The sequence below is a fragment of the Methylacidimicrobium tartarophylax genome, assembly GCF_902143375.2.
Taxonomy (GTDB): Bacteria; Verrucomicrobiota; Verrucomicrobiia; order Methylacidiphilales; family Methylacidiphilaceae; genus Methylacidimicrobium; species Methylacidimicrobium tartarophylax.
The window spans coordinates 1-21304 of sequence record NZ_CABFVA020000086.1; the positions used below are offsets into that span (position 1 = coordinate 1).

At 62.9% G+C, this 21304-nt stretch carries 20 protein-coding genes, 1 tRNA gene and 1 pseudogene; 12 read left to right on the forward strand and 10 right to left on the reverse strand.

The window, feature by feature from the left end; all coding sequences use genetic code 11:
• Positions 1-104 precede the first annotated feature (104 nt).
• Positions 105-686, reverse strand: a complete 582-nt coding sequence (locus MAMT_RS07900; RefSeq protein ID WP_142660442.1) for a beta-class carbonic anhydrase — start codon at positions 684-686, stop codon at positions 105-107.
• A gap of 231 nt (positions 687-917) precedes the next feature.
• Between MAMT_RS07900 and MAMT_RS07905 the strand changes: the two genes are divergently transcribed.
• The 4 genes and pseudogenes from MAMT_RS07905 to MAMT_RS11690 all read left to right on the forward strand — a co-directional run.
• Positions 918-2141 carry a SufS family cysteine desulfurase gene (locus MAMT_RS07905; protein ID WP_142660443.1) on the forward strand — a complete coding sequence of 408 codons (1224 nt, stop codon included), beginning with the start codon at positions 918-920 and terminating at the stop codon, positions 2139-2141.
• A 22-nt stretch (positions 2142-2163) separates the two neighbouring features.
• Positions 2164-2604: a Fe-S cluster assembly sulfur transfer protein SufU gene (sufU, locus tag MAMT_RS07910; RefSeq protein ID WP_142660444.1), complete on the forward strand. Its 441-nt coding sequence runs from the start codon at positions 2164-2166 to the stop codon at positions 2602-2604.
• A 53-nt stretch (positions 2605-2657) separates the two neighbouring features.
• Positions 2658-5345, forward strand: a complete 2688-nt coding sequence (locus MAMT_RS07915) for a TonB-dependent receptor (RefSeq protein WP_246186589.1) — start codon at positions 2658-2660, stop codon at positions 5343-5345.
• Positions 5346-5536: 191 nt separating this feature from the next.
• Positions 5537-5715, forward strand: a pseudogene (locus MAMT_RS11690) (GNAT family N-acetyltransferase); the annotation flags it as partial.
• Here MAMT_RS11690 and MAMT_RS11410 read toward each other — a convergent pair.
• Positions 5629-5808: a hypothetical protein gene (locus MAMT_RS11410; RefSeq protein WP_178087019.1), complete on the reverse strand. Its 180-nt coding sequence runs from the start codon at positions 5806-5808 to the stop codon at positions 5629-5631. The pseudogene MAMT_RS11690 and the gene MAMT_RS11410 sit on opposite strands and share 87 nt — an antisense overlap.
• A 104-nt stretch (positions 5809-5912) precedes the next feature.
• Between MAMT_RS11410 and MAMT_RS07925 the strand changes: the two genes are divergently transcribed.
• Entirely contained in the window at positions 5913-7352 is a 1440-nt protein-coding gene (locus MAMT_RS07925; protein ID WP_246186590.1) for a hypothetical protein, read from the forward strand.
• A gap of 192 nt (positions 7353-7544) precedes the next feature.
• Here MAMT_RS07925 and MAMT_RS07935 read toward each other — a convergent pair whose 3' ends face one another.
• The 8 genes from MAMT_RS07935 to MAMT_RS07970 form a co-directional block, all read right to left on the reverse strand.
• Entirely contained in the window at positions 7545-9428 is a 1884-nt protein-coding gene (locus MAMT_RS07935; RefSeq protein WP_246186591.1) for an alpha/beta hydrolase family protein, read from the reverse strand.
• 159 nt (positions 9429-9587) lie between these two features.
• A complete protein-coding gene (kdpC, locus tag MAMT_RS07940) occupies positions 9588-10184 on the reverse strand; it encodes a K(+)-transporting ATPase subunit C (protein ID WP_142660447.1) in 597 nt (198 codons plus the stop codon).
• Between the two features lie 8 nt (positions 10185-10192).
• On the reverse strand, positions 10193-12232 hold the full coding sequence (kdpB, locus tag MAMT_RS07945; RefSeq protein WP_142660448.1) for a potassium-transporting ATPase subunit KdpB: 2040 nt from the start codon (positions 12230-12232) through the stop codon (positions 10193-10195).
• A 10-nt stretch (positions 12233-12242) separates the two neighbouring features.
• Entirely contained in the window at positions 12243-13994 is a 1752-nt protein-coding gene (gene kdpA / locus MAMT_RS07950; RefSeq protein WP_142660449.1) for a potassium-transporting ATPase subunit KdpA, read from the reverse strand.
• Positions 13995-14006: 12 nt separating this feature from the next.
• Positions 14007-14111 (reverse strand): K(+)-transporting ATPase subunit F, encoded by a 105-nt coding sequence (gene kdpF / locus MAMT_RS07955; protein WP_218579738.1) that lies wholly within the window; start codon positions 14109-14111, stop codon positions 14007-14009.
• A gap of 431 nt (positions 14112-14542) precedes the next feature.
• Positions 14543-15442, reverse strand: coding sequence for an ADP-ribosyl-[dinitrogen reductase] hydrolase (gene draG, locus MAMT_RS07960; RefSeq protein WP_142660450.1), 900 nt, complete (start codon positions 15440-15442; stop codon positions 14543-14545).
• Positions 15439-16299: an NAD(+)--dinitrogen-reductase ADP-D-ribosyltransferase gene (locus tag MAMT_RS07965; RefSeq protein WP_246186592.1), complete on the reverse strand. Its 861-nt coding sequence runs from the start codon at positions 16297-16299 to the stop codon at positions 15439-15441. Before MAMT_RS07965 ends, draG begins: the two co-directional genes overlap by 4 nt.
• A 100-nt stretch (positions 16300-16399) precedes the next feature.
• A tRNA-Leu gene (locus MAMT_RS07970) sits at positions 16400-16480 on the reverse strand.
• 98 nt (positions 16481-16578) lie between these two features.
• Between MAMT_RS07970 and rsmI the strand changes: the two genes are divergently transcribed.
• From rsmI to MAMT_RS08005, 7 genes are read left to right on the forward strand one after another with little or no spacing between them, the layout of a single operon-like run.
• Positions 16579-17433 (forward strand): 16S rRNA (cytidine(1402)-2'-O)-methyltransferase, encoded by an 855-nt coding sequence (rsmI, locus tag MAMT_RS07975; RefSeq protein ID WP_142660451.1) that lies wholly within the window; start codon positions 16579-16581, stop codon positions 17431-17433.
• 11 nt (positions 17434-17444) lie between these two features.
• Positions 17445-17975: a hypothetical protein gene (locus MAMT_RS07980; protein ID WP_142660452.1), complete on the forward strand. Its 531-nt coding sequence runs from the start codon at positions 17445-17447 to the stop codon at positions 17973-17975.
• Positions 17975-18724, forward strand: a complete 750-nt coding sequence (locus MAMT_RS07985) for a MotA/TolQ/ExbB proton channel family protein (RefSeq protein WP_142660453.1) — start codon at positions 17975-17977, stop codon at positions 18722-18724. Before MAMT_RS07980 ends, MAMT_RS07985 begins: the two co-directional genes overlap by 1 nt.
• Positions 18687-19130 carry an ExbD/TolR family protein gene (locus MAMT_RS07990; protein ID WP_178087020.1) on the forward strand — a complete coding sequence of 148 codons (444 nt, stop codon included), beginning with the start codon at positions 18687-18689 and terminating at the stop codon, positions 19128-19130. The genes MAMT_RS07985 and MAMT_RS07990 overlap by 38 nt, the downstream gene beginning before the upstream one ends.
• Positions 19127-19879, forward strand: a complete 753-nt coding sequence (locus MAMT_RS07995) for an energy transducer TonB (protein ID WP_142660455.1) — start codon at positions 19127-19129, stop codon at positions 19877-19879. The genes MAMT_RS07990 and MAMT_RS07995 overlap by 4 nt, the downstream gene beginning before the upstream one ends.
• The gene (locus MAMT_RS08000; protein ID WP_142660456.1) at positions 19876-20121 is read left to right on the forward strand and encodes a hypothetical protein; all 246 of its coding nucleotides are present in this window, start codon (positions 19876-19878) and stop codon (positions 20119-20121) included. The genes MAMT_RS07995 and MAMT_RS08000 overlap by 4 nt, the downstream gene beginning before the upstream one ends.
• 2 nt (positions 20122-20123) lie before the next feature.
• Positions 20124-21302, forward strand: coding sequence for a GuaB3 family IMP dehydrogenase-related protein (locus MAMT_RS08005; protein WP_142660457.1), 1179 nt, complete (start codon positions 20124-20126; stop codon positions 21300-21302).
• Positions 21303-21304: the final 2 nt, after the last annotated feature.

Below are 21304 nucleotides of genomic sequence, written 5' to 3' on the forward strand. Positions count from 1 at the left end.
CAAGGCCCAACGAAGCAGACAGGTCTATTCCGCAAGCCGTAGGAGATCGCTTGTGAGACATGCCGGTTAGAGCAGGCGCGGCCGAGGGACCGACGCCGCGAGTGCTATTTCGCCGTGCCGACCGAATCCGCCACCGCTACCGGGCGCAAGGCGCCGGAGCGGACGTCATAGAGGAAGCCGTGGATAGGAATCCAAGAGGGGACCAGCGGATGCCGCCGGAGACGCCGGACGTCCTCTGCAATGCTCTCCTCCTGGTTTCGAATCGTCAGCCAGTCGATATACTGGGCCTCCGACGTGCCCGAGCCGGATCCTCGATCGTGCCATCCGTCACTTTCCAGAACGGCGTGATCGAGGCTCTTCGCCAGCAAGCCACGCATGATCTCGTCGGAAAAGGTCTCCATGCCGCAATCGCTATGGTGGATGACGAACCATTCCCGGGTTCCCAGAAGCTTGTAGGAGATCACAAGCGAACGGATCGCGTCTTCGCTCGCCCTCCCTCCCGCATTACGGACCACATGGGCGTCCCCCTCGTCCAAGCCCGCAAACTTTGCGGGGTCCAACCGCGCGTCCATGCACGTCAGGATGGCGAAACGACGTGACGGCGGCATCGCCAAATTACGCTTGTCCCCAAAGCCTTGCGCATATCGCCGATTTGCATCCAGGATTGATTCAAGAATAGTAGCCATGCAAAAATGTATCCGGGCGGTTCCCACGACGTCAATAGTTGTAATAGCATCTGTTGCGTGCGCCTTCCAGGGGACATCCGATCCGAGGGCCGATCCGGAGGCCTCCCTCCGATCCCATGGAGCCGGAGCCGGTTCATTCGTCGCCGCTTCCACGAAGGGGAAGCGCGCCCGAGGAAGACGCTACTTCCTTCCCCTTGTGCGGGAAAGTGCTTCGCCGTATCTTGCCACGTCATGCGCCCGCCCGAAGAGCTTCGCTCCGACTTTCCGGCCCTTTCCCAGGCGGCTCACGGCCATCCCCTCGCCTACCTGGACAACGCGGCCACGACCCAGAAGCCCAGAGCCGTGCTCGACGCCGTCCGAAGCTTTTATGAGAAGGATTACGCCAATGTCCACCGGGGCCTCTACGACCTGAGTGTCCGGGCGACCGAGGCCTTTGAATCCTCTCGGCGGCGGGTTGCCGACTTTCTCGAGGCCGCCTCGCCCGAAGAGATCATCTTCACCCGGGGGACGACCGAGGCGATCAACCTGCTCGCCTCTTCGGCCGGGCGCTCCCTTCTCCAGCACGGAGACGGGGTGCTCCTCACCGAGATGGAGCACCATGCCAACCTGGTCCCCTGGCAGATGCTCCGCAGCTTAGGGATCCGCCTCCATTTCCTTCCCGTTGACGACGAGCAGGGGACCATCGACTGGAACCGGGTCGAGGAAATAGCCAAGAAACACCGGATTCGGCTGCTCGCCTTTACCCATGTCTCCAACTCCCTGGGCAAGGTGAATCCCGCCGCAGAGATCTGCGCACGCGCCCGCTCGCTCGGCCTTTTGTCCCTGGTCGACGCCGCCCAGAGCGCAGGCCATCAGCATCTAAGCGTTCGGGAGATCGGTTGTGACTTCCTCGCCTTTTCCGGCCATAAGATGTGCGCGCCAACCGGCATCGGCGTTCTCTATGGACGCCAGGAGCTCTTGGACCTCCTTCCCCCCTATCAGACCGGCGGGGAGATGATCGCCGAGGTCCGGCTCGATCAGAGTAGCTGGAAGAGTCCTCCCCACCGCTTTGAGGCGGGTACGCCCAACATCGGCGGGGCGATCGGCCTCCGGGCTGCCATTGACTACCTACAGACCGTCGGGCTCGACGCGGTCGAGAAGCATACGGCTTCCCTGGCCTCCTACGCGGCCTCCGGCCTCGCCTCGATCCCCGGCATCCGAATTCTTGGACCCCGCAACCATCGGGCAGGGATCGTCAGCTTCGTGCTCGACAAGGTTCACGCGCACGACCTGGTCGCCTTTCTCGATCAGGAAGGCTTGGCGCTACGCGCGGGAGACCACTGCAACCAGCCGCTTCTTCGGAAGTTCGGGCTTGCCGCCACGGCCCGCGCGAGCTTCTACCTCTACAACCTCCGGGAAGAGGTCGACCGCCTGATCGAAGCCGTCGAAAAGACTCGGCGCTATTTCGCGGGATAAGCCGGAGGCCCCCTCAATACCAATGGAACTCGACGAACTCTACCGGGAGGCCATCCTCGATCACGCCCGCCATCCCCGAAACTTCGGCGCACTCGAAGAGTGCAACCGGTCGGCGGCAGCCAAGAATGTGAGCTGCGGAGATGCGATCCAGCTCTTTCTCCGTCTCTCCCCCGCGGGAAGAATCGAAGTCGTCCGGTTCAGTGGGTCGGGCTGCGCCATCTCGACGGCCTCCGCCTCCCTCCTGACCCTGGCCGTTCAAGGGAAGACCGCCCAAGAAGCCGAAGCGCTCTTTGAGAAGATCCAGCGTCTGCTCACCGGCACTTCCGCTCCCCAAGACGAGTTGCCGGGAGACCTCGCCGTCCTCGCAGGGGTGCGACGCTTCCCGCAGCGGGTCGGCTGCGCCATGCTCTCCTGGCACGCCCTCGAAGACGCGCTCCGAACGGGCGAAAAGAATTCGGTCTGAACTTTCTCGATTCCTCGTGAGAACGGCATTGTTTTTGCTTCCATACGTAATTTATGAGTTACGTAATGTCATTGTCGCGCAGGACTCGATGGGAATGGTCCTCCCTTCTTGCGCGGTTTGGCCTTCTTTCGTGGCTTCTGCTCGGTGGAACGGGAGCATTCGCTTCTAGCGATGCCGACCTCTCGACCCCGACGGAAGTTGATCCGCTTCCCTCTCCCACGCAAAAAAGCAAGCCTGCCAATCTCTCCCCGGGAACCGCCTCGAAGCCATCCTCCCAGACGGTGACCTTGCCGGAGGTCGATGTCACCGCTACCTCCGAATGGACCTCCCCGGAGCTCAGCTCAGGCGAGCCCAACGCTCCGATTCTGCCTACCGCCGCCCCCGTCATCTCCACCTACGGCGTTCCCACCGACGTCATGGATACGCCCCGCCAGATCACTCCGGTCAACCAGACCCTGCTCAAGGCCGCCGGAACGCTCTATCAGGGCTATATCGATCCCATCTCCCTCTCCTCCATTTTGCCCACTGCCTATACGCAAATTAACGGAGGAATGAACGACTCCATCACGATCCGCGGACGCCAGGCCCTCCCCTACATCAATGGCATTGAAGTCACCCTGCAGAACAACGCCCAGGCGATGGTCCCCTGGAGCTGGAACATGGTCGAATCGATGGACATCCAAGAAGGACCGGCGAATGCGGTCTTTGGAGCGACCCAGGCATCGACCGGAAGCGTCAACTACATTACGAAGCAACCCTACTTCGATCAGTTTCGCGGCCGCGTCTGGGACACGACCGGGATGTATGACCAGTACCTCTGGGGCGCCGATGCCGGCGGGCCGGTCAACGATAAGGTCGCGTGGCGCTTCTCCTACATGGGGCAGGACCAAGGCAGCTACTACCAGTACATGTATAACCGGCAGGAAAATTTTTACGTCGCCGTGGGCGCCAAGCCTTACGAGAACTACAAGATCGATTTCTATGGAGACTACGGTAGCTACGACTTCTATCCGCAATTCGTTGACATGATGAACCGGCCGACCAACGCCCTGATTCGCAACGGCCTATATAACACCGGGGTCGTGCCCGGCTTCCCCGGGTCCGTCGCGCAAGGCGGCCCGATCACCGGCTCGCCCACCAATCCCGCGTTCTCCACGTATGCGGGTTCCGTGGTCCCGATCAATCGCCGCGCCACTCTCTGGTCCCCCTATGGCGGCGGACAGGGAACGACCGGCCTCGCCCAGCTCGTTCAGAGCCTGACCGTCAGCGAGGACCTCGCGATCGTCAACAACACGATGTTCTGGTACTCCAGCGCCCAGTTCGTGGAGCCTCAGGTTTACTACTCCGAGTATGTTCCGGGGGATTACGAAATCGACAACCGCACCGAAGTCCGCTGGAGCTACGATCCACTCGCGGAACAGTCCGAGCACCGGAGAAGCCGGCGCGAGCAGGATCTCCTGGAAACCGCCTTCGGCAGCCTCCGCCTCCATAACGTGATCGATACCGGCCTGGAATGGCACTACCAATATAACAACGACTATCTCTCCCAGAACGTGATGAATTACAGCAACTCCTGGAGCATCGCAAACCCTGCGGCTCCCGGACTGACCAATCCCGCCCTCTTCTATCTTCCTTCCACCAAACAGTTTCGCAGCTACATCAATAATCCGCATGCATCCGGCGGAGGCGAGTGGCAGATCCCCGGCGCTCCCGCAGGATACTACTACGAACCCCTCAACGGCGCAGGCGGGACCACGTTCGGCGACTACTGGGCCGTTGCCCCCTTCTTTCAAAACAACCTCGATATCACCGAAAAGCTGAGCCTCTATTTCGGCGTCCGAGCCACCGGCTACTTCTGGGACTATTCCACGCCGGCCGGTCCGGCCGGAATGCCCCAGATCCCCAACCTGACCTCCGCCAGCCTACAGCAAAGCTCCCTCAACCCGCTGCTGGAAATCAGCCCGGTCTACAAGCCCTTTCCCTGGATGACGACCTATTTCACCTACAACTGGTCCTATGTGACGAATGCCGCCGCGTTCGGAGGGGCGGCTCCGACGTTCGACGCCGCTTCCTTTCGCCTCCTCAACCAGTTGATCGAAGGCGGGCTCAAGTTCAACCTCCTCGATGACAAACTCTTTGTGACCGCCGCCGGCTTCAGCCAAAACCAGGCGCTCAACAACATCAGCCTTCCCGCCACCCTCGCGCAGATCAACGGCTACGAGGTCAACATCGCCTACCAGCCGAATCGCAACTGGTGGGCACGCCTCGGTTACATCTATATGCACGGCATCGAAAACTGGAGCTCTCTTCCTCACGGCCCGTCGATGGCACAGAACTACTCAACGGCGATCGCCTTGCAAGAGGGGCTGGCGCTCAACACGAGCTCCGTTTTCCCTTCCGGGATCTACAACATGATCGGATTCCCCGACCAGTACGCCAGCGGCACCATCACCTATACTTCGGATGCCGGGATCGGCGTGACCTTGCAAGGGATCGCCATGAGCCGCCAATATTTGGACTATTTCTACGATACCTATATCCCATCGCAATTTTTGATGAACCTGCAGGTTTTCTACACGCAACCGAAGTGGGAGCTCCGGCTGTACATCTACAACCTCGGCAACCAGAATTACTGGTTGCCTTTCGGGGTCGGCTCCAGCGGGACGCGGACCTTCGACGAAGAAAACATCGTCGCGGGATGGCCTTTCTGGATCGAGGGAACCGCAATCTGGAAATTCTAGCCGGCATGGTTCGTGAGAGGCCGGCAGGCGGCGAACGCAAGCGAAAGAGATGAGCCTCTTGGCGCGGCCGCCGGTCTTTGCCTGATCGACCACGAACCGCCTGGCCCCGATCACGCCATGGGCGCTTGGCCGCGCGGCAATGGCCGCACAATCCCGTGAGGAGAAGCGTCATGGCAAAGTCGCCTTCCCCCCTCGCGGGAGCATTGCATCGCGCGGTTCGTAGCGAGACCGCGTCGTTTGCCGTTATGTGGACGCCAAAGATGAAGCGGCCCGTCGGTTCTATTTACGCGAGAGCCTCCTGCCGCTGCCCGATCAACCGATGAAGCTCTTCCGGCCGATGAAGGCTCTTGCGAGGCTCTTCGCAGGCTGATCGCTCTTCCGCGCGACGAGAGAGCAAGTCGTCATAGCGAAGAGCCGGAAGGCTGCCATCCCCCACCCTGCCCTGGGGAAACCCCGATTTCATCCCCAGGGTGTTTTTCCGGCACAGGTGTCAGCACCGGGTGCGCCGGTCGGTAGCCGATCTTACCCGCCCGCCGCTACGCTCCCAGCACAAACTGGACAACCATCATGACAAGCACGGGAAGAGGTGCCGTTGACATCCGGAGTTTCATTCGCCGAAGGAGTTCTACTTTCCGCCCCATCCTTCTCCTTTCGTTGCTGCCGGGTCTTTTTTCCCTGCCGGGGAACCGAGCCGACGCGGTTTCCGCCCCCGGATTCGCTCCGGAGGTCGCCGCCGGCGAGGAACCGTCCGCCGAGTCGGGGCACGGGCAATCTTTGCGCAAGCCGCTGCTCTCCCAAAACCTCCCCAGTTCGACCGCCGAGGAGACGGTCGTCGAAGGCAAGGCTCCCAGTGTGCTCGCTCCTTGGGATAACTCAAGGTGGAGCCTCGATTCTCCGGAAATCTGGAGTGACCAGGTTGCGTCCAGCGACACCCCCGCCACGCTCATGGGAACCGGGCACATGCACCGGAAGTACCAGCCGATGGTCGGGTTCTGGTGGATGTACATGAACATGGGGCCGAACTATTGCCAGGGTTCCAACGCCATGAACCTCAACGGCCTAGACTCGGTCCGATACGCGGGGAAGCCGGTGGCGATGGGAAATACCAACATGTTCATGGAGCAGTACATGCCGATGCTCATGATGGGGATCACCGACAACCTGACCCTCATGGCGATGTTCCCCATCTGGGACAAGCAGATGACCATGGTCGGGCTGCCCATGGGGGGGTACGTTCATCACGGAATGGGGATGGGCCCCATGAAGGGAAAGAACGGCCTCCCTCTCCAGAGGATGCCGCCGGGATCGGAGATGTCGATGCAGGCGATCGGTCTGGGGGACATCAACTTCCAGGCGATCTGGAAAGTGTTGGACTTTCACCGGAACCGGCTGCAGATGAACTACGGATTCTCGGTTCCGACGGGGTCGATCGACGAGACGATGCCCGACATGGACGGACACCATGTCTATCCCTACGACATGCAGCTCGGCCTAGGAGTACCCGCCTTCATCACGGCGGCCACCTACCTGGGCCAGAGCGAGGACCGCCACTGGGGCTGGGGGGTCCAAGGCTACGCCACGATCCCCGTCGGGCGCAACTCCCAGGGGTATGGCTGGGGCAACTCGTTCCTGGGCAACGGATGGATCTCCTACAACTTCACCGACGCGATCTCCCTCAACTTCAGCGGCTTGGGCTCCTACCAAGGTGGGATCCATGGAGCGAACCCGGTCAACCAGCTTTCCCTCCGAAGCGCTCCCTTCGTCGCCATGCCCGATATCGTCGCCTCCTGGACAGGAGGAGAGTGGGCCGGAGTCGGCTTGGGGGTCAACATGAGGATGCCCGGCTTCGCCGCCGACGGCTTCAAAAAGATGGCGACATCGCCCGCGAGCGCCCTTGATGGGAACTTTCTCACCGCCCAGATCGTGGTGCCCTGCTATCAGTCCTGGAACGGGATCCAGTACGGCATGGGCTGGATGTCCACCGTCTCCTGGCAGTGGTGGTACTGATTGAGCCGCCATTTCTCACAAGCTATCTCCTGCGGCTTGCAGAATGGGCTCGTCTGCTTCGTTGGGCTTGGTTTTCCATCCTCGCAGTATGTCTTCATACAGCTTCGGTGGAAAACCGGCGCCGCGCCTCGCCCCCAAGCCCATTTGCGGCGCCTCGGCTACGAAATTTGTGAGCAATGGCGGCTAGCCTCTTCAGCGGCTCGCCTGTTTGGGCTCTGCCCCTTTCTCGGCCCGTCCACCGAGATGCTGGGCCAGGAACTTCTCGGTCGCCCGGAAGAACTGGAGGCGATCCTCCGGGCGGACGAAGCCGTGACCCTCGTCCGGGAAGAGGAGATACTCGACCGGAAGCCCTTGCTTGCGCATCGCTTCGACGATCTGATCGCTCTCCGCCTGCTTGACCCGGACATCGTTGGCTCCCTGGGCGATCAGAAGAGGCACCCGAATGCGGCCTGCGGCAAAGAGCGGGGAGCGCTCATGCAGGAACGCTTCGTCCTTTTCCGGGCTCCCGAGGCGCTTCTCAAAGAGGGCCCGCATCGGCTCCCAATAGGGGGGAATCGAGTGGCTCAGGGTGAGCAGGTTGGACGGGCCCATCGCTTCGACGCCGCAGGTGAACTCCCCGGGAACGAAGGCCAGGGCTGCCAGCGTCGCATAGCCGCCGTAGCTCATCCCCATGACGGCAAACCGGTCGGGATCGGCGTAACCGTGCGCGACCGCCCACTGCTTTGCGTCGATCAGGTCGGTTTGCATCTTTCCGCCCCACTCCCGGTCCCCTGCGTTGACGAACTCCTTCCCGTAGCCCGTCGAGCCTCGAAAATTGACCTGTAAAACACCGTAGCCCCGGTTGGCCAGAAGCTGGACCAGCGGGCTGAAGCCCCAACTGTCGCGCGCCCACGGCCCACCGTGGACCAGAAGGACGAAGGGCACCTTGCCGGTCGCTCCGAGCGGCAGAGTCAGATAGCCGTGGAGGAGCAGGCCGTCCCGCGCCGGAAAGGAGATCGGCTCCATGGGAGCGAGCCGGTAGGAGGCAAGCTCGGGCCGGGAGGCGAAGAGGAACTCGAGTTTTTTCTCCTGCGGCCGAAAGAGATAGAAGCTCGCCGGATCGATGTCGGAGGAGAAAGCCACGGCCCAAGTCCTATCGGAGAAATCGCGGCTGGCGATCGTCACCTCTCCGGGATGCTGACTCTGAAGATAATCGAAGGCCTCGCGGACCTGAGGCTCGAAAAAGCGCCACTCGAGCTTCTCCCGCTCGAAGGCGACCGCCTCAAGGCGATAGGTTTTTGGATGCGTCAGGATGGCCGCAACATCGTAATGGGGATCCTCCGCCAGAGTCGTCTGCTTCCCGCTCTCCAGATCGATTTCCAGAAGCCGCTCGGCGTTCGCCCCGACGGAGGAAAGGATCCAGAGGGAACGGTCATCCGGAGAAAAGCCCACCGCCCCCCCCGATTCATCAGGTCCCCAGGAGGCCACCACCTTCCACGGGGCGTCGATCGAGCTCCGAGCGCTCACCTCCTGCCGGGCCCCCGGCAGCATGGCCAGCCGGGCGCGAATCGCATACTGATGATCCTCTTCCCATTCGAGCACATTCCCGGGATTTTCCGCTCGCAGGCTGAGCCGGTTGTCGGAAAGAGAGAGGTCGTAGACATCGAAGATCTTGGCATCTCGCTGGTTCATGTCGAGGAGCAGAGATCGGGCGTGAGCCGGATCGTCCGCCTGAAGATGAACCTTGACGTCCTTGAACGGGGTCAGATCAGTCCTCTTGCCGCGATCGAGGTCGACCCGAAAGAGATGGTTGTTCTCATTTCCTCCCTGATCTTGGAGATAGAAGACCGAGCGGCTATCGGGCGACCAGAAAAAGGAGCGGATTCCCCGTCCCTTTTCCTCCGTAACCGGATGGTCGTTCTTCTTCCCCAGGGAGCGGACCCAGACGTTCAAGACTCCTTGGTGGGGCGCCAGGTAGGCAAGCCTCCTGCCGTCGGGGGAGATTCGCGGAGAGGCACGTTTCGGCTCCTCGAAAAGGACCCGGAGGGGGATGAGCGGGGCCGTCTTTGCATCCGGTGACGCGGCTCGGAGGGGCATCGCGGCCTGCAATAACCCGGCAAGGAAGAGAAGGACGAGGAGAGACCAGTAAGGGGAAAAGGGAAGGCGCATGACGGTGAGTCCAAGGACCCTAGGGGAAAAGCCTTCCGCTGGCAACCCCGCTTTCGCGCAGGTGTCGTAAGCAAGGAAGGGACCGCTCTAGCGGCCCCCGAGCTTTCCGTCGAGCGCCCAGTCGACCATCGCGACGTTCACGACGGGTTCGCCCAACAGCCCGAGCCAGGGCTTGCTGGTGTAGCGGGCGAGGATCTCCCGAAGCTCCTCCGGCCGCATCTTCCGCTCCCGGGCGACGCGGGGGAGCTGGAGAAGCGCGTTGGCGAGGCTGATGTGCGGGTCGAGGCCGCTGGCGGAGGCGGTGACCGCATCCGCGGGAATCTTCTGGTCCGGGGAGAGAAGATTTTCCTTCCGGTAATCGGCAGCACTCCGGGCGACCGCGTCCACCAGCTTCTTTGAAGTCGGCCCCAGATTCCGGCCGCCGGAAGCCGTAGCATCGTAGCCCGCTTCCCCCGCCGCCGAAGGGCGGGGATGGAAGTATTGGGGCCCCCGGAAGTTTTGCCCCAGCAGGGCCGAGCCTAGGAGGGTTCCGTCCGGCGCCCGCACGAGGCTCCCGTTTGCCTGGAAGGGAAAGAGGAGCCGGCCGGTCCAGTAGACCGCCAGCGGATAGAGCCCGCCCAGAACCACGACAAGCAGAGCCGTCAGCAGAAGTGCCACCCGAAGACGCGACCAGAACTCTTTCATGGGAAACCTCACTTCCACGGGAAAAGACTCAAGAGCAGGTCGAGGGCTTTGATCCCCACGAAGGGAGCCACCAGGCCGCCCAGCCCGTAAATCAGGGCGTTTCGCACCAGCAGCGCCTGCGCCGTCAGGCCGCGCAGCCGGATGCCTCGCAGCGCGAGCGGAATCAAGGCCACGAGGATGAGCGCATTAAAAATTACCGCGCTGATGATCGCGCTCTCCGGGCTTCGCAGCTTCATGATGTTGAGCGGGGCAATCACGGGAAAGGTGCCCATCAGCATCGCCGGAAGGATCGCAAAGTACTTGGCGACGTCGTTGGCGACGCTGAACGTAGTCAGCGCTCCCCGGGTCACCAGGAGCTGCTTACCGATCTCCACGACCTCGATGAGCTTGGTGGGATTGCTGTCGAGATCGACCATGTTTCCCGCCTCCCGGGCCGCTTGCGTGCCGGTGTTCATGGCCACGCCGACATCCGCCTGGGCCAGGGCCGGTGCGTCGTTCGTGCCGTCCCCCGTCATCGCCACCAGGTGCCCGCCTTCCTGCTCCCGCCGAATCCGGGTGAGCTTCGCCTCCGGCGTCGCCTGCGCCAGGTAATCATCCACCCCGGCCTCCATCGCGATCGCCGCGGCCGTCTGCGGGTTATCGCCCGTGATCATGATCGTTCGAATCCCCATCTGGCGAAGCCGCGCGAACCGTTGCTTGATCCCTCCTTTCACCACGTCCTTGAGGTGAATGACTCCGAGCGCCTCCTTCCCGTCCGCGACGACCAGCGGAGTCCCTCCATCGCGGGCGATTCGATCGACCGCCTGCCGAACCGAATCGGGAAGGCTCCCTCCCTGCTTTCGCAAGAACGATTCGATCGCATCCCCCGACCCCTTGCGGATCGAGCGCGCCGGGCTTCCGTCGCTTTCGGGGAAGTCGACTCCGCTCATCCGCGTCTGCGCCGAGAAGGGAAGAAACCGCGCTTGGTTCTCCAACACCTCCCGGCCCCGCAGCCCACACTGCTGCTTGGCAAGGACCACGATGGAGCGCCCTTCGGGTGTCTCGTCGGCCAGGGAAGCGAGCTGCGCCGCGTCCACCAGCCGGAGCAGATCGACCCCCGCCCCCGGGACGAACTCGGTCGCCATCCGGTTCCCGAGGGTGATGGTGCCGGTCTTGTCCAGGAGGAGCACGTCGATGTCGCCCGCCGCCTCCACCGCCCGCCCGCTGGTTGCCATCACATTGTGCTGGACCAGTCGGTCGATCCCCGCGATGCCGATCGCACTCAAGAGCCCTCCGATCGTCGTCGGGATCAAGCAGACGACCAGGGCTGCCAGGGTCGCGATCGATACCGGAGCATCGAGATAGTGCAAGAACGGAACCAGAGTCAGGATGACCAAGAGGAAGATGAAGGTCAGGGCCGCCAAGAGAATCCCCAAGGCGATCTCATTGGGGGTCTTTTGCCGCTTGGCCCCTTCGACCAGTTGAATCATCCGGTCGAGGAAGGTCTGGCCGGGATCGCTCGTGATCTGGATCACGATCCGGTCGCTGATCACCTTGGTCCCGCCGGTCACTGCACTCCGGTCCCCGCCGCTCTCCCGGACCACCGGCGCCGACTCCCCCGTCACCGCCGATTCGTCCACCGTCGCCGCCCCTTGCGTCACTTCGCCGTCAGCGGGGATCAGATCCCCGGCGACGCAGACCACCAGGTCTCCCTTCCGTAACTCGGTCGCCGAGACCGTCTCTTCCCTCCCCTCGCGAAGCCGACGGGCCATCGTGATCGTCCGGGCTTGGCGAAGGCTATCCGCCTGCGCCTTCCCCCGGCTCTCGGCGATCGCTTCCGCGAAGGTCGAAAACAAGACCGTGAACCAGAGCCAGACGGAAATCTGCACCGTGAAGACCTTGGGCTCGTTGGAAAGGAAGATTTCGAGCGTGCTGACCAGCGCACCGATCTCGGTGACGAAGATGACCGGGTTGCGCCAGAGAACGAAGGGGTTCGCCTTCGTAATGGCTCCCCGCAGGGAAAAGGCCAGGAGTTGTGGATCGGAAAAAGAAAACTGCTTGGGCTTCATGGCTTCTCCTCTAAAACGTCTGGCCCGCCTGGAGCAGGAAATGCTCGAGAATCGGCCCCAAGGCGAGCACCGGAAAGAAGTTGAGCGCGCCCACAATAAAGACCGTTGCGAGCAGGAGAACGACAAACAGGATGCCGGAAACCGGGAAGGCCGCCTGGGTGGCCGCCGCCGTCTTCTGTGCCGCCAAGAGCCCTGCCAACCCCAGGACCGGCGCGATCATGAGGTAGCGCCCGGCCAGCATGGCGATCCCGAGGGTCGTGTTGTACCAAGGGGTGTTGCCGGATAGACCTGCAAAGGAGCTCCCGTTGTTTGCGGTGGTGGAGCTGAACGCATAAAGGATCTCGCTCAGCCCGTGTGGGCCCGGATTGGCGATTCCCGCCAAACCCCAGGGGCTCGCGATCGCCCAGGCGCTCATCCCGAGGATCGAGAGGTTCAGCACGAGGATGCTCAAGGCGGCCATCTTGACCTCGCTCGCCCCGATCTTCTTTCCCAGGTATTCCGGGGTCCGACCGATCATGAGCCCAAAGAGGAAGACCCCCAGCACCACGAAGAGAAGCATGCCGTAGAGTCCCGATCCGACTCCTCCGAAAGCCACCTCACCCAGTTCCATGTTGAAGAGCGGAACCAGACCGCCCAAGGGCATGTAGGAGTCATGCAGGGAGTTGACCGCGCCGCAAGAGGTGGCAGTCGTCGCAACCGCGAAAAGCGCCGAATCGAGCGTCCCAAACCGCGCCTCCTTCCCCTCCCGGTTGCCCTCTACCGAGGAGAGCCCCTGCTCCACCAGGAGCGGGTTGCCTCCGGCCTCCGCATGCCAGCAGACCAAGATGCCCCCGAACAAGAGAAGCGCCATCACTCCCCAGACGGCCCAGCCATGGGCCTGCCGACCCACCACCCGCCCCAGATAGAGGGCCAGGGCACCGGGGATGCAGAGCACGGCCAGAATTTCCAGCAGGTTGGAAAGCGGGGTGGAATTCTCGAACGGGTGGGCCGAGTTGGCGTTCGTGTATCCCCCTCCGTTGGTGCCCAACTGCTTGATCGCCTCCTGGGAGGCGATCGGCCCCTGGACGATCTCCTGCGTTTCCATGCGGCGTTCCTTCCCGTCGGCACCCGTGATTACGACCGGCTCCACGAGTTGCGCCCGGGCATACGGGGAGAAATTCTGAGGTACCCCTTGGGAGAGGAGAACGACCGCCAACCCAAAGGAGAGGGGCAGGAGCAGATAATAGGTGGTCCGCACCAAGTCGACCCAGAAGTTGCCGATGGTCTTCACACCCGCCCGTGCCAGCGCCCGGACGAAGGCGGAGGCGATCGCGATCCCGGTGGCCGCCGAGGTGAAGTTGTGCACGGCGAGCCCTGCCATCTGCGAGAAGGAGGAGACGGTCGACTCCCCCGGGTAGTTCTGCCAGTTCGTGTTGGTCGTGAAGCTCACCGCCGTGTTGAAGGCCAAGTCGGGCGAAACCGGGCCGAAGCCCTTGGGATTGAGCGGAAGCCACTGCTGGATCCGCAGAATGAGATAGGTCAACAGGAGACCGACGACGTTGAAGACCAGGAGAGAAGCGAAGTAACCCTTCCAGTCTTCTTCCTTCCGGGAATCGATCCCGCAGAGCCGGTAGGTCCAGCGCTCGAGCGGCCCGAAGACAGGGTCGAGCCAAGTCTTCCCGTTCGGATCGAGCACCGCTCGCAGATAGAGGGCCAAAGCCCAGCTTACGAGTGCGAGCACCGCGAAAAACAGCCCGAGAGTCAGCCAAAAAGAGGTTGTCATTTTCGAAGCCGCTTAGAACTTCTCGGGCCAAATCATGGCCGCAAAGAGATAGACCAGGAGCCCCACGCAGACGATTCCGAGAAGAGCGAGCATTTTCCCCCTTAGATCCGTCCGCACCACTCCCCGTAGGCCATCGCCAACGCAAAGAAGAGCAGAGTCCCTACCACGTAAATCGTATCCGCCATCGTTCCCTCTATAAGGCCTTTTCTCGGACGCGAGGACTCAAAATGCACCGATGCCGTATCAAAACTCGGTAAATGACCCTCTCCCGGCGCTCCGCCCCCACTTCTTGGCTCCCCCTTTTCACAACTCTCCCAGAGGCTTGGGAGCCAAGAGAGGGCGAGAAAGAACCAACGGTAGCCTGCCTGTCTCACAAAGTCCGAATCCGAGGCACGGCGAATGCGCCTGGATGCAAGGCGAAGCGCAAGTTTCCTCGAGAGCTTCTCGCTTGCCTCGCCGTTAGCCTAGCACCATCCGGAGGCAGTGCCAACGCAGACCTCCAAGCTCTTGCAGAGGGATGAGCGGGAGCGCCGCCGGGCGCTCGCCCCCTATCTCCTCCGGGCATCGGCGAGAGCGAGCAGGCCGTCGACCTGGATTTCGATCTCCTTCACGACCTTGGTCGGAAGCTTCCGGAGCCATCCCTGCGGGATCTTCTCGGCCGTGTATCTCGCTCCGGCGAGCATGCCTGCGAGCGCCCCCGTCGAATCCGCATCGCCACCGCGGTTAACCGTCGCGATCAGGCAGGAGGCAAAGGAGTCGTTGCCGAAGAAGGTGAAGAAGACTGTCTGAATCGTATCGACCACGTAGCCCGAAGAGCTTGCGGGATGGGGGTCGAAGGCGAAGACCGGGTGCCGGGCGATCAGCCGATCGGCCGCGGCCCGCGCCCCCGAGATTCCCTCGTCTCCCAGCAGGCTCCGGACCATCTCCCTGAGTGCGAGCGTTCCGGCATCCGAAAACCGGTGATTGTGGGTGAAGTGACACTGGCCGATCGTCCAGCGACCAAAGGCTTCCTCGTCTCCCAGGGTCGCCAGGATCACGGGGAGATTCCGCAGGCAGGCCCCGTTGCCCCCATGCCAGCGGCTGGGAAGCGCCTCGAGCGACCCGTCGGTCAAATAGCGGCGGATTCCCTGCAGGCAGGTGGCTCCCACATCGACCGGCCGGCTACGATACCAGCGAACCAGCTCCTCCGCCATCGCGCAAGGATCGAACCTTCCGAGCGCCAGGATCGCCCGCCCCACGGCCAGGCACATCTCGGTGTCGTCGGTGACCTGCCCCGGCTTAAGCCCGAGCCACCCGCCTCCGATCATCCGCCGGTGGACCCCGTAGCGCTCCGCGATCTCCTCCGCCGAAAGAAACTCGACCGTGGCCCCGAGCGCATCCCCGACCGCGAACCCGAGGTAGGCTCCCAGCGCCCGGGCCCTGCGCTCTTCGCGCGAAACCGCCGTCATGGACGACCGATCTCGACCTCAAAGGCTCCGCCGATGACGAGGTGCTCCGCCTCGCTCTGGAGGACATGGTGGGGAAGGAGCTCGCGAAAAAAGAGGATCTTCGCCAAAGGGATCCGCGCCGTGAGAATCCAGCTTCCGAACTGCTCGGCCACTTCCCGCTCGGTCGTGAAGGAGACAAGGTTATTGAGGAGCACCAGGGCGCTCCCCTTACCGCGGCGCTCCAGAATCTGGTTCTCCTCGAATCCCTCCACCCCGCGGTAGAGGGTCCGGTGGCGCTTCCCCCGTCCCGAAGCCCGATCGAGCGACCACTGGGCGAACTCGTAAAGAAGATCGAGCTGCATCTGGATCGCATTGTTGTGAAAGCGGCTCGCCATCTTTTCCTCCACGTAGGTGACCCATGTGGGCGAGGAAAACCGCTCGATCGGGCGCTTATGATAAGTCGGAAAGAGCCCGAAGCGGCTTTCTACCCACCCCTTGAGCACAGCACCTTCCGGGCCATTCGAGTCGAAGGCCCATCCTTCCAGGAGCCGCCGGTAGCTCGCCCGGTAGCGCCGCCGCCCATCGGGGCCGGGACGCATCCGCTGCTCTTCGTCGAGGCCGAAGAGGACCTCCATATACTCCTCGAAGATCCGCGCCGCCTCGCCGGCATTCCGCGCCCCACCCAACTTTCGGAAGAACCCCGGGTTCATCTCGCGAACCCCGTGGATGGAAAGACGAAGCGGCCGCTCGTTGAAGTCCGGGCTCGCCAAAAATGCAGAGGAGACCCCTACCAGATTGCTCGCCTGAGCGCGCGAGGCAACCGACCGTCCGGAAGAAGCGCTTGGCGTAGACAGGGTAGCGAAGTATAGCCTCCTCACCCCTCCGGCCCACAAGACTCTTTGCGATCACGCTCTATTTGCTTCCAGAGTCTCTGTTCCGCCCTTGACGGGCGAAGCCATCTCGCGGAGCGTCCGCCGGTGGGCTCGCTGGGATTTGAACCCAGACCTCTCGCGAGACTAGATCCTAAGTCTAGCGCGTCTACCGTTTCGCCACGAGCCCGTTCTGCGGCTCAGCGTAGCGAACAGACGCCCGCCTGTCGAGGCGGGGCTCGCTTGGCGCCAGAGCCCCCTTGCCTTATCGTATCTCTCACGCCATCGATGAAGCGGCAGCACGAAAAGAGGGTAGGGAAAGAGGACGAGGAGCCTCCCCGGGAGGAAGGCCGCGAAAGCGACCAGACCGAGGCGACTCCGGTCTGTGAGGGTCCCCGGCTCTGGGTCGTGGCAACCCCGATCGGAAACTTGGAAGATATCACTCTGCGGGCCTTGCGCATCCTGCGGGACGCGGATCTGGTCGCGGCCGAGGATACGCGGCGGACGGGCCAGCTCCTGGCTCACTACGGAATCCACAAGCCCTTGGTGAGCTGCCACCGGTTCAATGAAGCCCAGCGGCTTTCGGGGCTTCTTGCATCGCTGCGCGAGGGGAAGAGGGTGGCGCTGGTGAGCGATGCAGGGATGCCGGGGATTTCGGACCCCGGGGAGAGGCTTTTGCGGCGGTGTGTCGAGGAGGGGATCCGGGTGGAAGTGATTCCGGGGCCCTCCTCGGTCTTGGCGGCCCTGTTGGCTTCCGGATTTTCGACGACCCCCTTCTATTTCGGAGGCTTTCTTCCGGTAAAAGGGGGAGCGCGGACCAGAGAGTGGGCGGCCGCCGGGGCGCGCGCCTGCACCTCGGTCTATTTCGAATCGCCCCACCGGCTGCGACGGTCGCTGGAAGAGGCGGCTCCGGTCCTGGGGAGCCGGAGGATCTGCCTGGCCCGGGAGCTGACCAAGAAGTTCGAGGAGGTTCTCCGCGGGAGTACGGAAGCGCTGCTGGCGGAGTTCCAGGGCCGCGAGCCGAGAGGAGAGTTTTGCATCGTGGTGGAAGGGGCCGAGGAAGCAAGGCGCGCGTCCGGAAGAAATCAGGGACGGGGAGACGGAGCCGATCCTAGTCTTTCCAGGTCGAACCCGGTAGTGTAGAAGAACGGAGCGTGCGGAAGTTCTCTCTTTTTCTCTGGGTCGGGCTGCTCGGGCTGCTCGGGCTGCCGGCGAGTGGGTTGGCCGGGGAGGTGCGGCGGGCCTACGAACTGCAGCCCGGAGGCGAGTATCTCGCCCTCGATCGTCGGGTCAAGGTGACCAAGGTTTGGAATCTCCTGAATGTTCCGGTTAAGAAGTCCAAGACGGGCAACATCCAGAGCCTGATGTACGAGAAGCTGTACTGGAACTGGGGAGCGATCACCCCTGAGGAGACGGCCATGCGGCAGGGCGACATCTACGTGATCAGCTGGAAGAACCGAGGGAAGCCGCGGGATTTCTTGGCCCGGTTCGAGTATCGGCAGACGAAGACGCGCGAGGCCGTCTGGTCGCAAGTCGATTTCTCCCGGCACGCGCACGGAAACGTCCGGTCGATCTTCCAAGTGGTCGGAGACGACTACACGCAACATGGGCGGATCTACGCGTGGCGCTTCACACTGGTCAACGGTAGCCGGATCGTCGCCCAAGCCAAATCCTTTATCTGGTGATGTCGGTCTATACTCTTTTTCTTTTGGCGGCAGGCCAGGCGAATCCCCGCGTGGTCCCGGAAGCGATCAGCCTTTTTGAGATCATCCACCGCGGCGGGCTCGTCATGTGGCCGATCCTTCTCTGCAGCGTCCTCGCCGCCGGGGTCTTCCTGGAGCGGATGCTCTTCTACCGAAAAGCGGAGTGCAATGTGGACTCCTTCCTGACCGGTCTTGGGAACTTACTGCGGAAGGGAAGATACGAGGAAGCCCTCCTTCGCTGCCAGGAAACGCCCGCCCGGGCGGCCGAGATCGCGCGGCAGGCAATCCTGCGGCGGGATTATCCGCCGGCCGAACTGCGGGAGATGACACGGGAGGCGTCCCAGCTCGCTCTGCCCCCGCTCGAAGCCCACCTCCCCATTTTAGCGACGATCAGCTATGTCGCCCCTCTTCTCGGCCTTTTGGGAACCATTACCGGCATGATCGAGGCGTTTCTCGCCATGAACCGGGCCTCGGGCTCGGTCTCGGTGAGCGACCTGGCCTCGGGCATCTGGGTGGCCCTAGTGAGCGCCGCCGCGGGAATCGCGGTAGCCATTCCCACCTCGATCGCTTATAATTATCTTTTAATCCGCGTTACGGCGATCGCGCAGGACATCGAACGCGTAGCCATCGAGGTTCTGCACGCGCTCGCCGACGGCAAAAGATCGAACCGTGCCGCTTCCTTCCCCAACGAGATTGCAGCCTCGCTTGGCCCTGCTGCGCGGGACGACTGACCTGGTCCCCCTGGTCACGGTCGTTTTCCTGCTTCTGCTTTTCTTCCTTCTCGGCTCCTCTTTCGTCACCCAGCCGGGGCTCGTGGTCGAGCTCCCGAAGAGCTCCCTTGGGGTTCGGCTCCCCGCCGGAGGCTGGATCGTTTCGGTGACCTTGACCCCGGAAACCAAGGGGGGAGGCGGCCGAAAGCCTTTAATCTTTTGCAATGACGAGATCTTTGATCTCCCCGGCTTCCGCAAGCTGCTCGAGGACGCGGGCCGAGGCCGACCGCCGCAGACGCTGGTGATCCGGGCAGACAAGGAGGCTCCCGCCGGGCTCTTGGTGGAGATCATGAACGCTGCCCTCGCGCAAAAATGGTCGGTTCTGCTGGCCACGCAGCCCGAAGGGGAACGCCGGGGGGGGCCGTGAGCCGTGGGGAGCTGGGGCGGTCCTCCGGAGGGGATCTCCGCCTGCGGCTCGTGCTGACCTGTGCGGCGGCCGCCGCCGTCCACCTCTTGGTGCTGATCTACTGTGACGTCACCTACGTCCCGCCGCTTCTGGAACCCCTCCCGACCAGCCATGTCTATCTCTTCTCGGCAGCCGATTCGAATTCCGCCTTCGCTCGCCACATCGGCCTCTGGATCGAGCTCGCGGACCCGAGCCGTCTCATCCGTCCCCGCAGCACCCTTTTGGATGCTCCACGACCGGTGGCGTTGCAGCCCCTCCCGGCCGAGCGGGAAAAGATGGACCAACCCGTCCCGGGTTCGCATGACCCCGAACTCTTCCCTGTTCGACCCGTGGACCCCCGAAATGCTCTCTGGTTGCCCCTTCCACCCATCCCCCCGCCCGCGACGGCAGGCCTGCAGGCCCCCGTCCCTCCCGAAAGCGTCGCCGAGTTCGATGAGGCGCTTTCCCGTCGTCTGCCCACTCCATGGAAGCCGCCGATGGCCTCGGTCCGGCTGCTTTCGGAGACGGGGCCGACCATCGTCCGCCTTGCCGTCGATGCGCGGGGAGTCCCCTGCGCTGTCCTCCTCCAAGAGAGCTGCGGGGAGAGACGAGTGGACGAGTCCGCGCTCCGGGAGATCCAGCGGCTTCGCTTTTCGCCTGATCCCGGCTCACTCGTAACCTGGGGGCGAGTCAAGGTCTTTTGGCATTTTCGAGAGCAGGAGGCGCCATGATGCGGATCACGATGCCGGAGGCGTTTCTCCTCTACGTCGCCGTTCCTCTTGCGGTCCTTCTTTGGGTATGGTTTTCTTTTGCCGCAAGAAGGGGCGCTTGGCGGCGTTCGGCCCGAAAGGGGGTCGTTTGCCGGTTCTGCGGGGAGAGGGTCACGATTCCGCCGAATCGCCAGGAGTTTCGATGTCCGTCGTGCTCGGCGGAACAGCGAGTGATCGCCAAAGAAGAGAAAGGGGCAATCTGATCATGGGAATGTGGATTGGAAAGAATCGTAAGGCGCGGGTCTGTTACGGATTTGACGAGATTTCACTCGTCCCGGGGAGAATCACCATCAATCCCGATGAGGTGGATACGAGCTTTACGATCCCTCATCCCTCGGGAGAGCCGCTCCGGCTCAAAATTCCCATCCTGGCCAGCGCCATGGACGGGGTGACCGACGTCCCCTTTTGCGTCGAGATGGCCCGATTGGGGGGCCTCGGCATCCTCAACCTTGAAGGGGTGCAGACGCGCTACGAGGATCCCCGCGCGGTGATCCAGGAAATCATCTCGGCGGACCAGGGAAAAGTGACCGAGCTTCTGCAAAAGATCTACTCGGCACCGATCCAGGAGAACCTGATCGCCAAGCGAATCGAGGAGATCAAGGCGCAGGGGGTGCCCGCAGCCGTCTCGGCGATTCCGCAAAAGGCCCTCGCCTTCGGCGCCATCGCCCAGGAGGTAGGGGTCGATCTCTTCCTGATCCAGTCGACGGTCAGCACGGCCAAGCATATCTCCCGCCAGTACCCTTCCCTCGACCTCTCCGCCTTCTGCCGCCAGATGCGGGCGCCGGTCATCATCGGCAATGCGGTCACCTATGACGTCGTCCTCGACCTGATGGAGTGCGGGGTCAGCGGAGTCCTGATCGGGGTGGGGCCGGGGGCGGCTTGCACCTCGCGCGGGGTGCTTGGACTCGGGGTACCCCAGGTCACGGCTACGGTCGACTCGGCTGCCGCGCGAGACGCCTATTACAAGAAGACGGGGCGCTACGTCCCGATCATCACCGACGGCGGGATGCGCCGGGGAGGAGATCTCTGCAAGGCCATCGCCTGCGGGGGGGATGCCGCCATGATCGGCTCGGCGTTCGCCCGGGCCGAAGAGTCCCCGGGTCGAGGAAGCCACTGGGGCATGGCCACACCCCATGCGAATCTTCCCCGAGGCACGCGGATTCAGATGGGGATCAGCGGCCCCTTGCGACAGATTCTCTTCGGGCCGGCGACGGTGGATGACGGCTCACAAAACCTCGTCGGCGCCCTCATGACCTCGATGGGGAACGCAGGGGCGGCCACGATCCGGGAATTTCAAGAAACCGAGGTAATCATCGCGCCAAGCATTCAATCCGAAGGCAAGCTTTTTCAGATGGTGCAGTCGGTCGGGATGGGCACCCGCTAAGC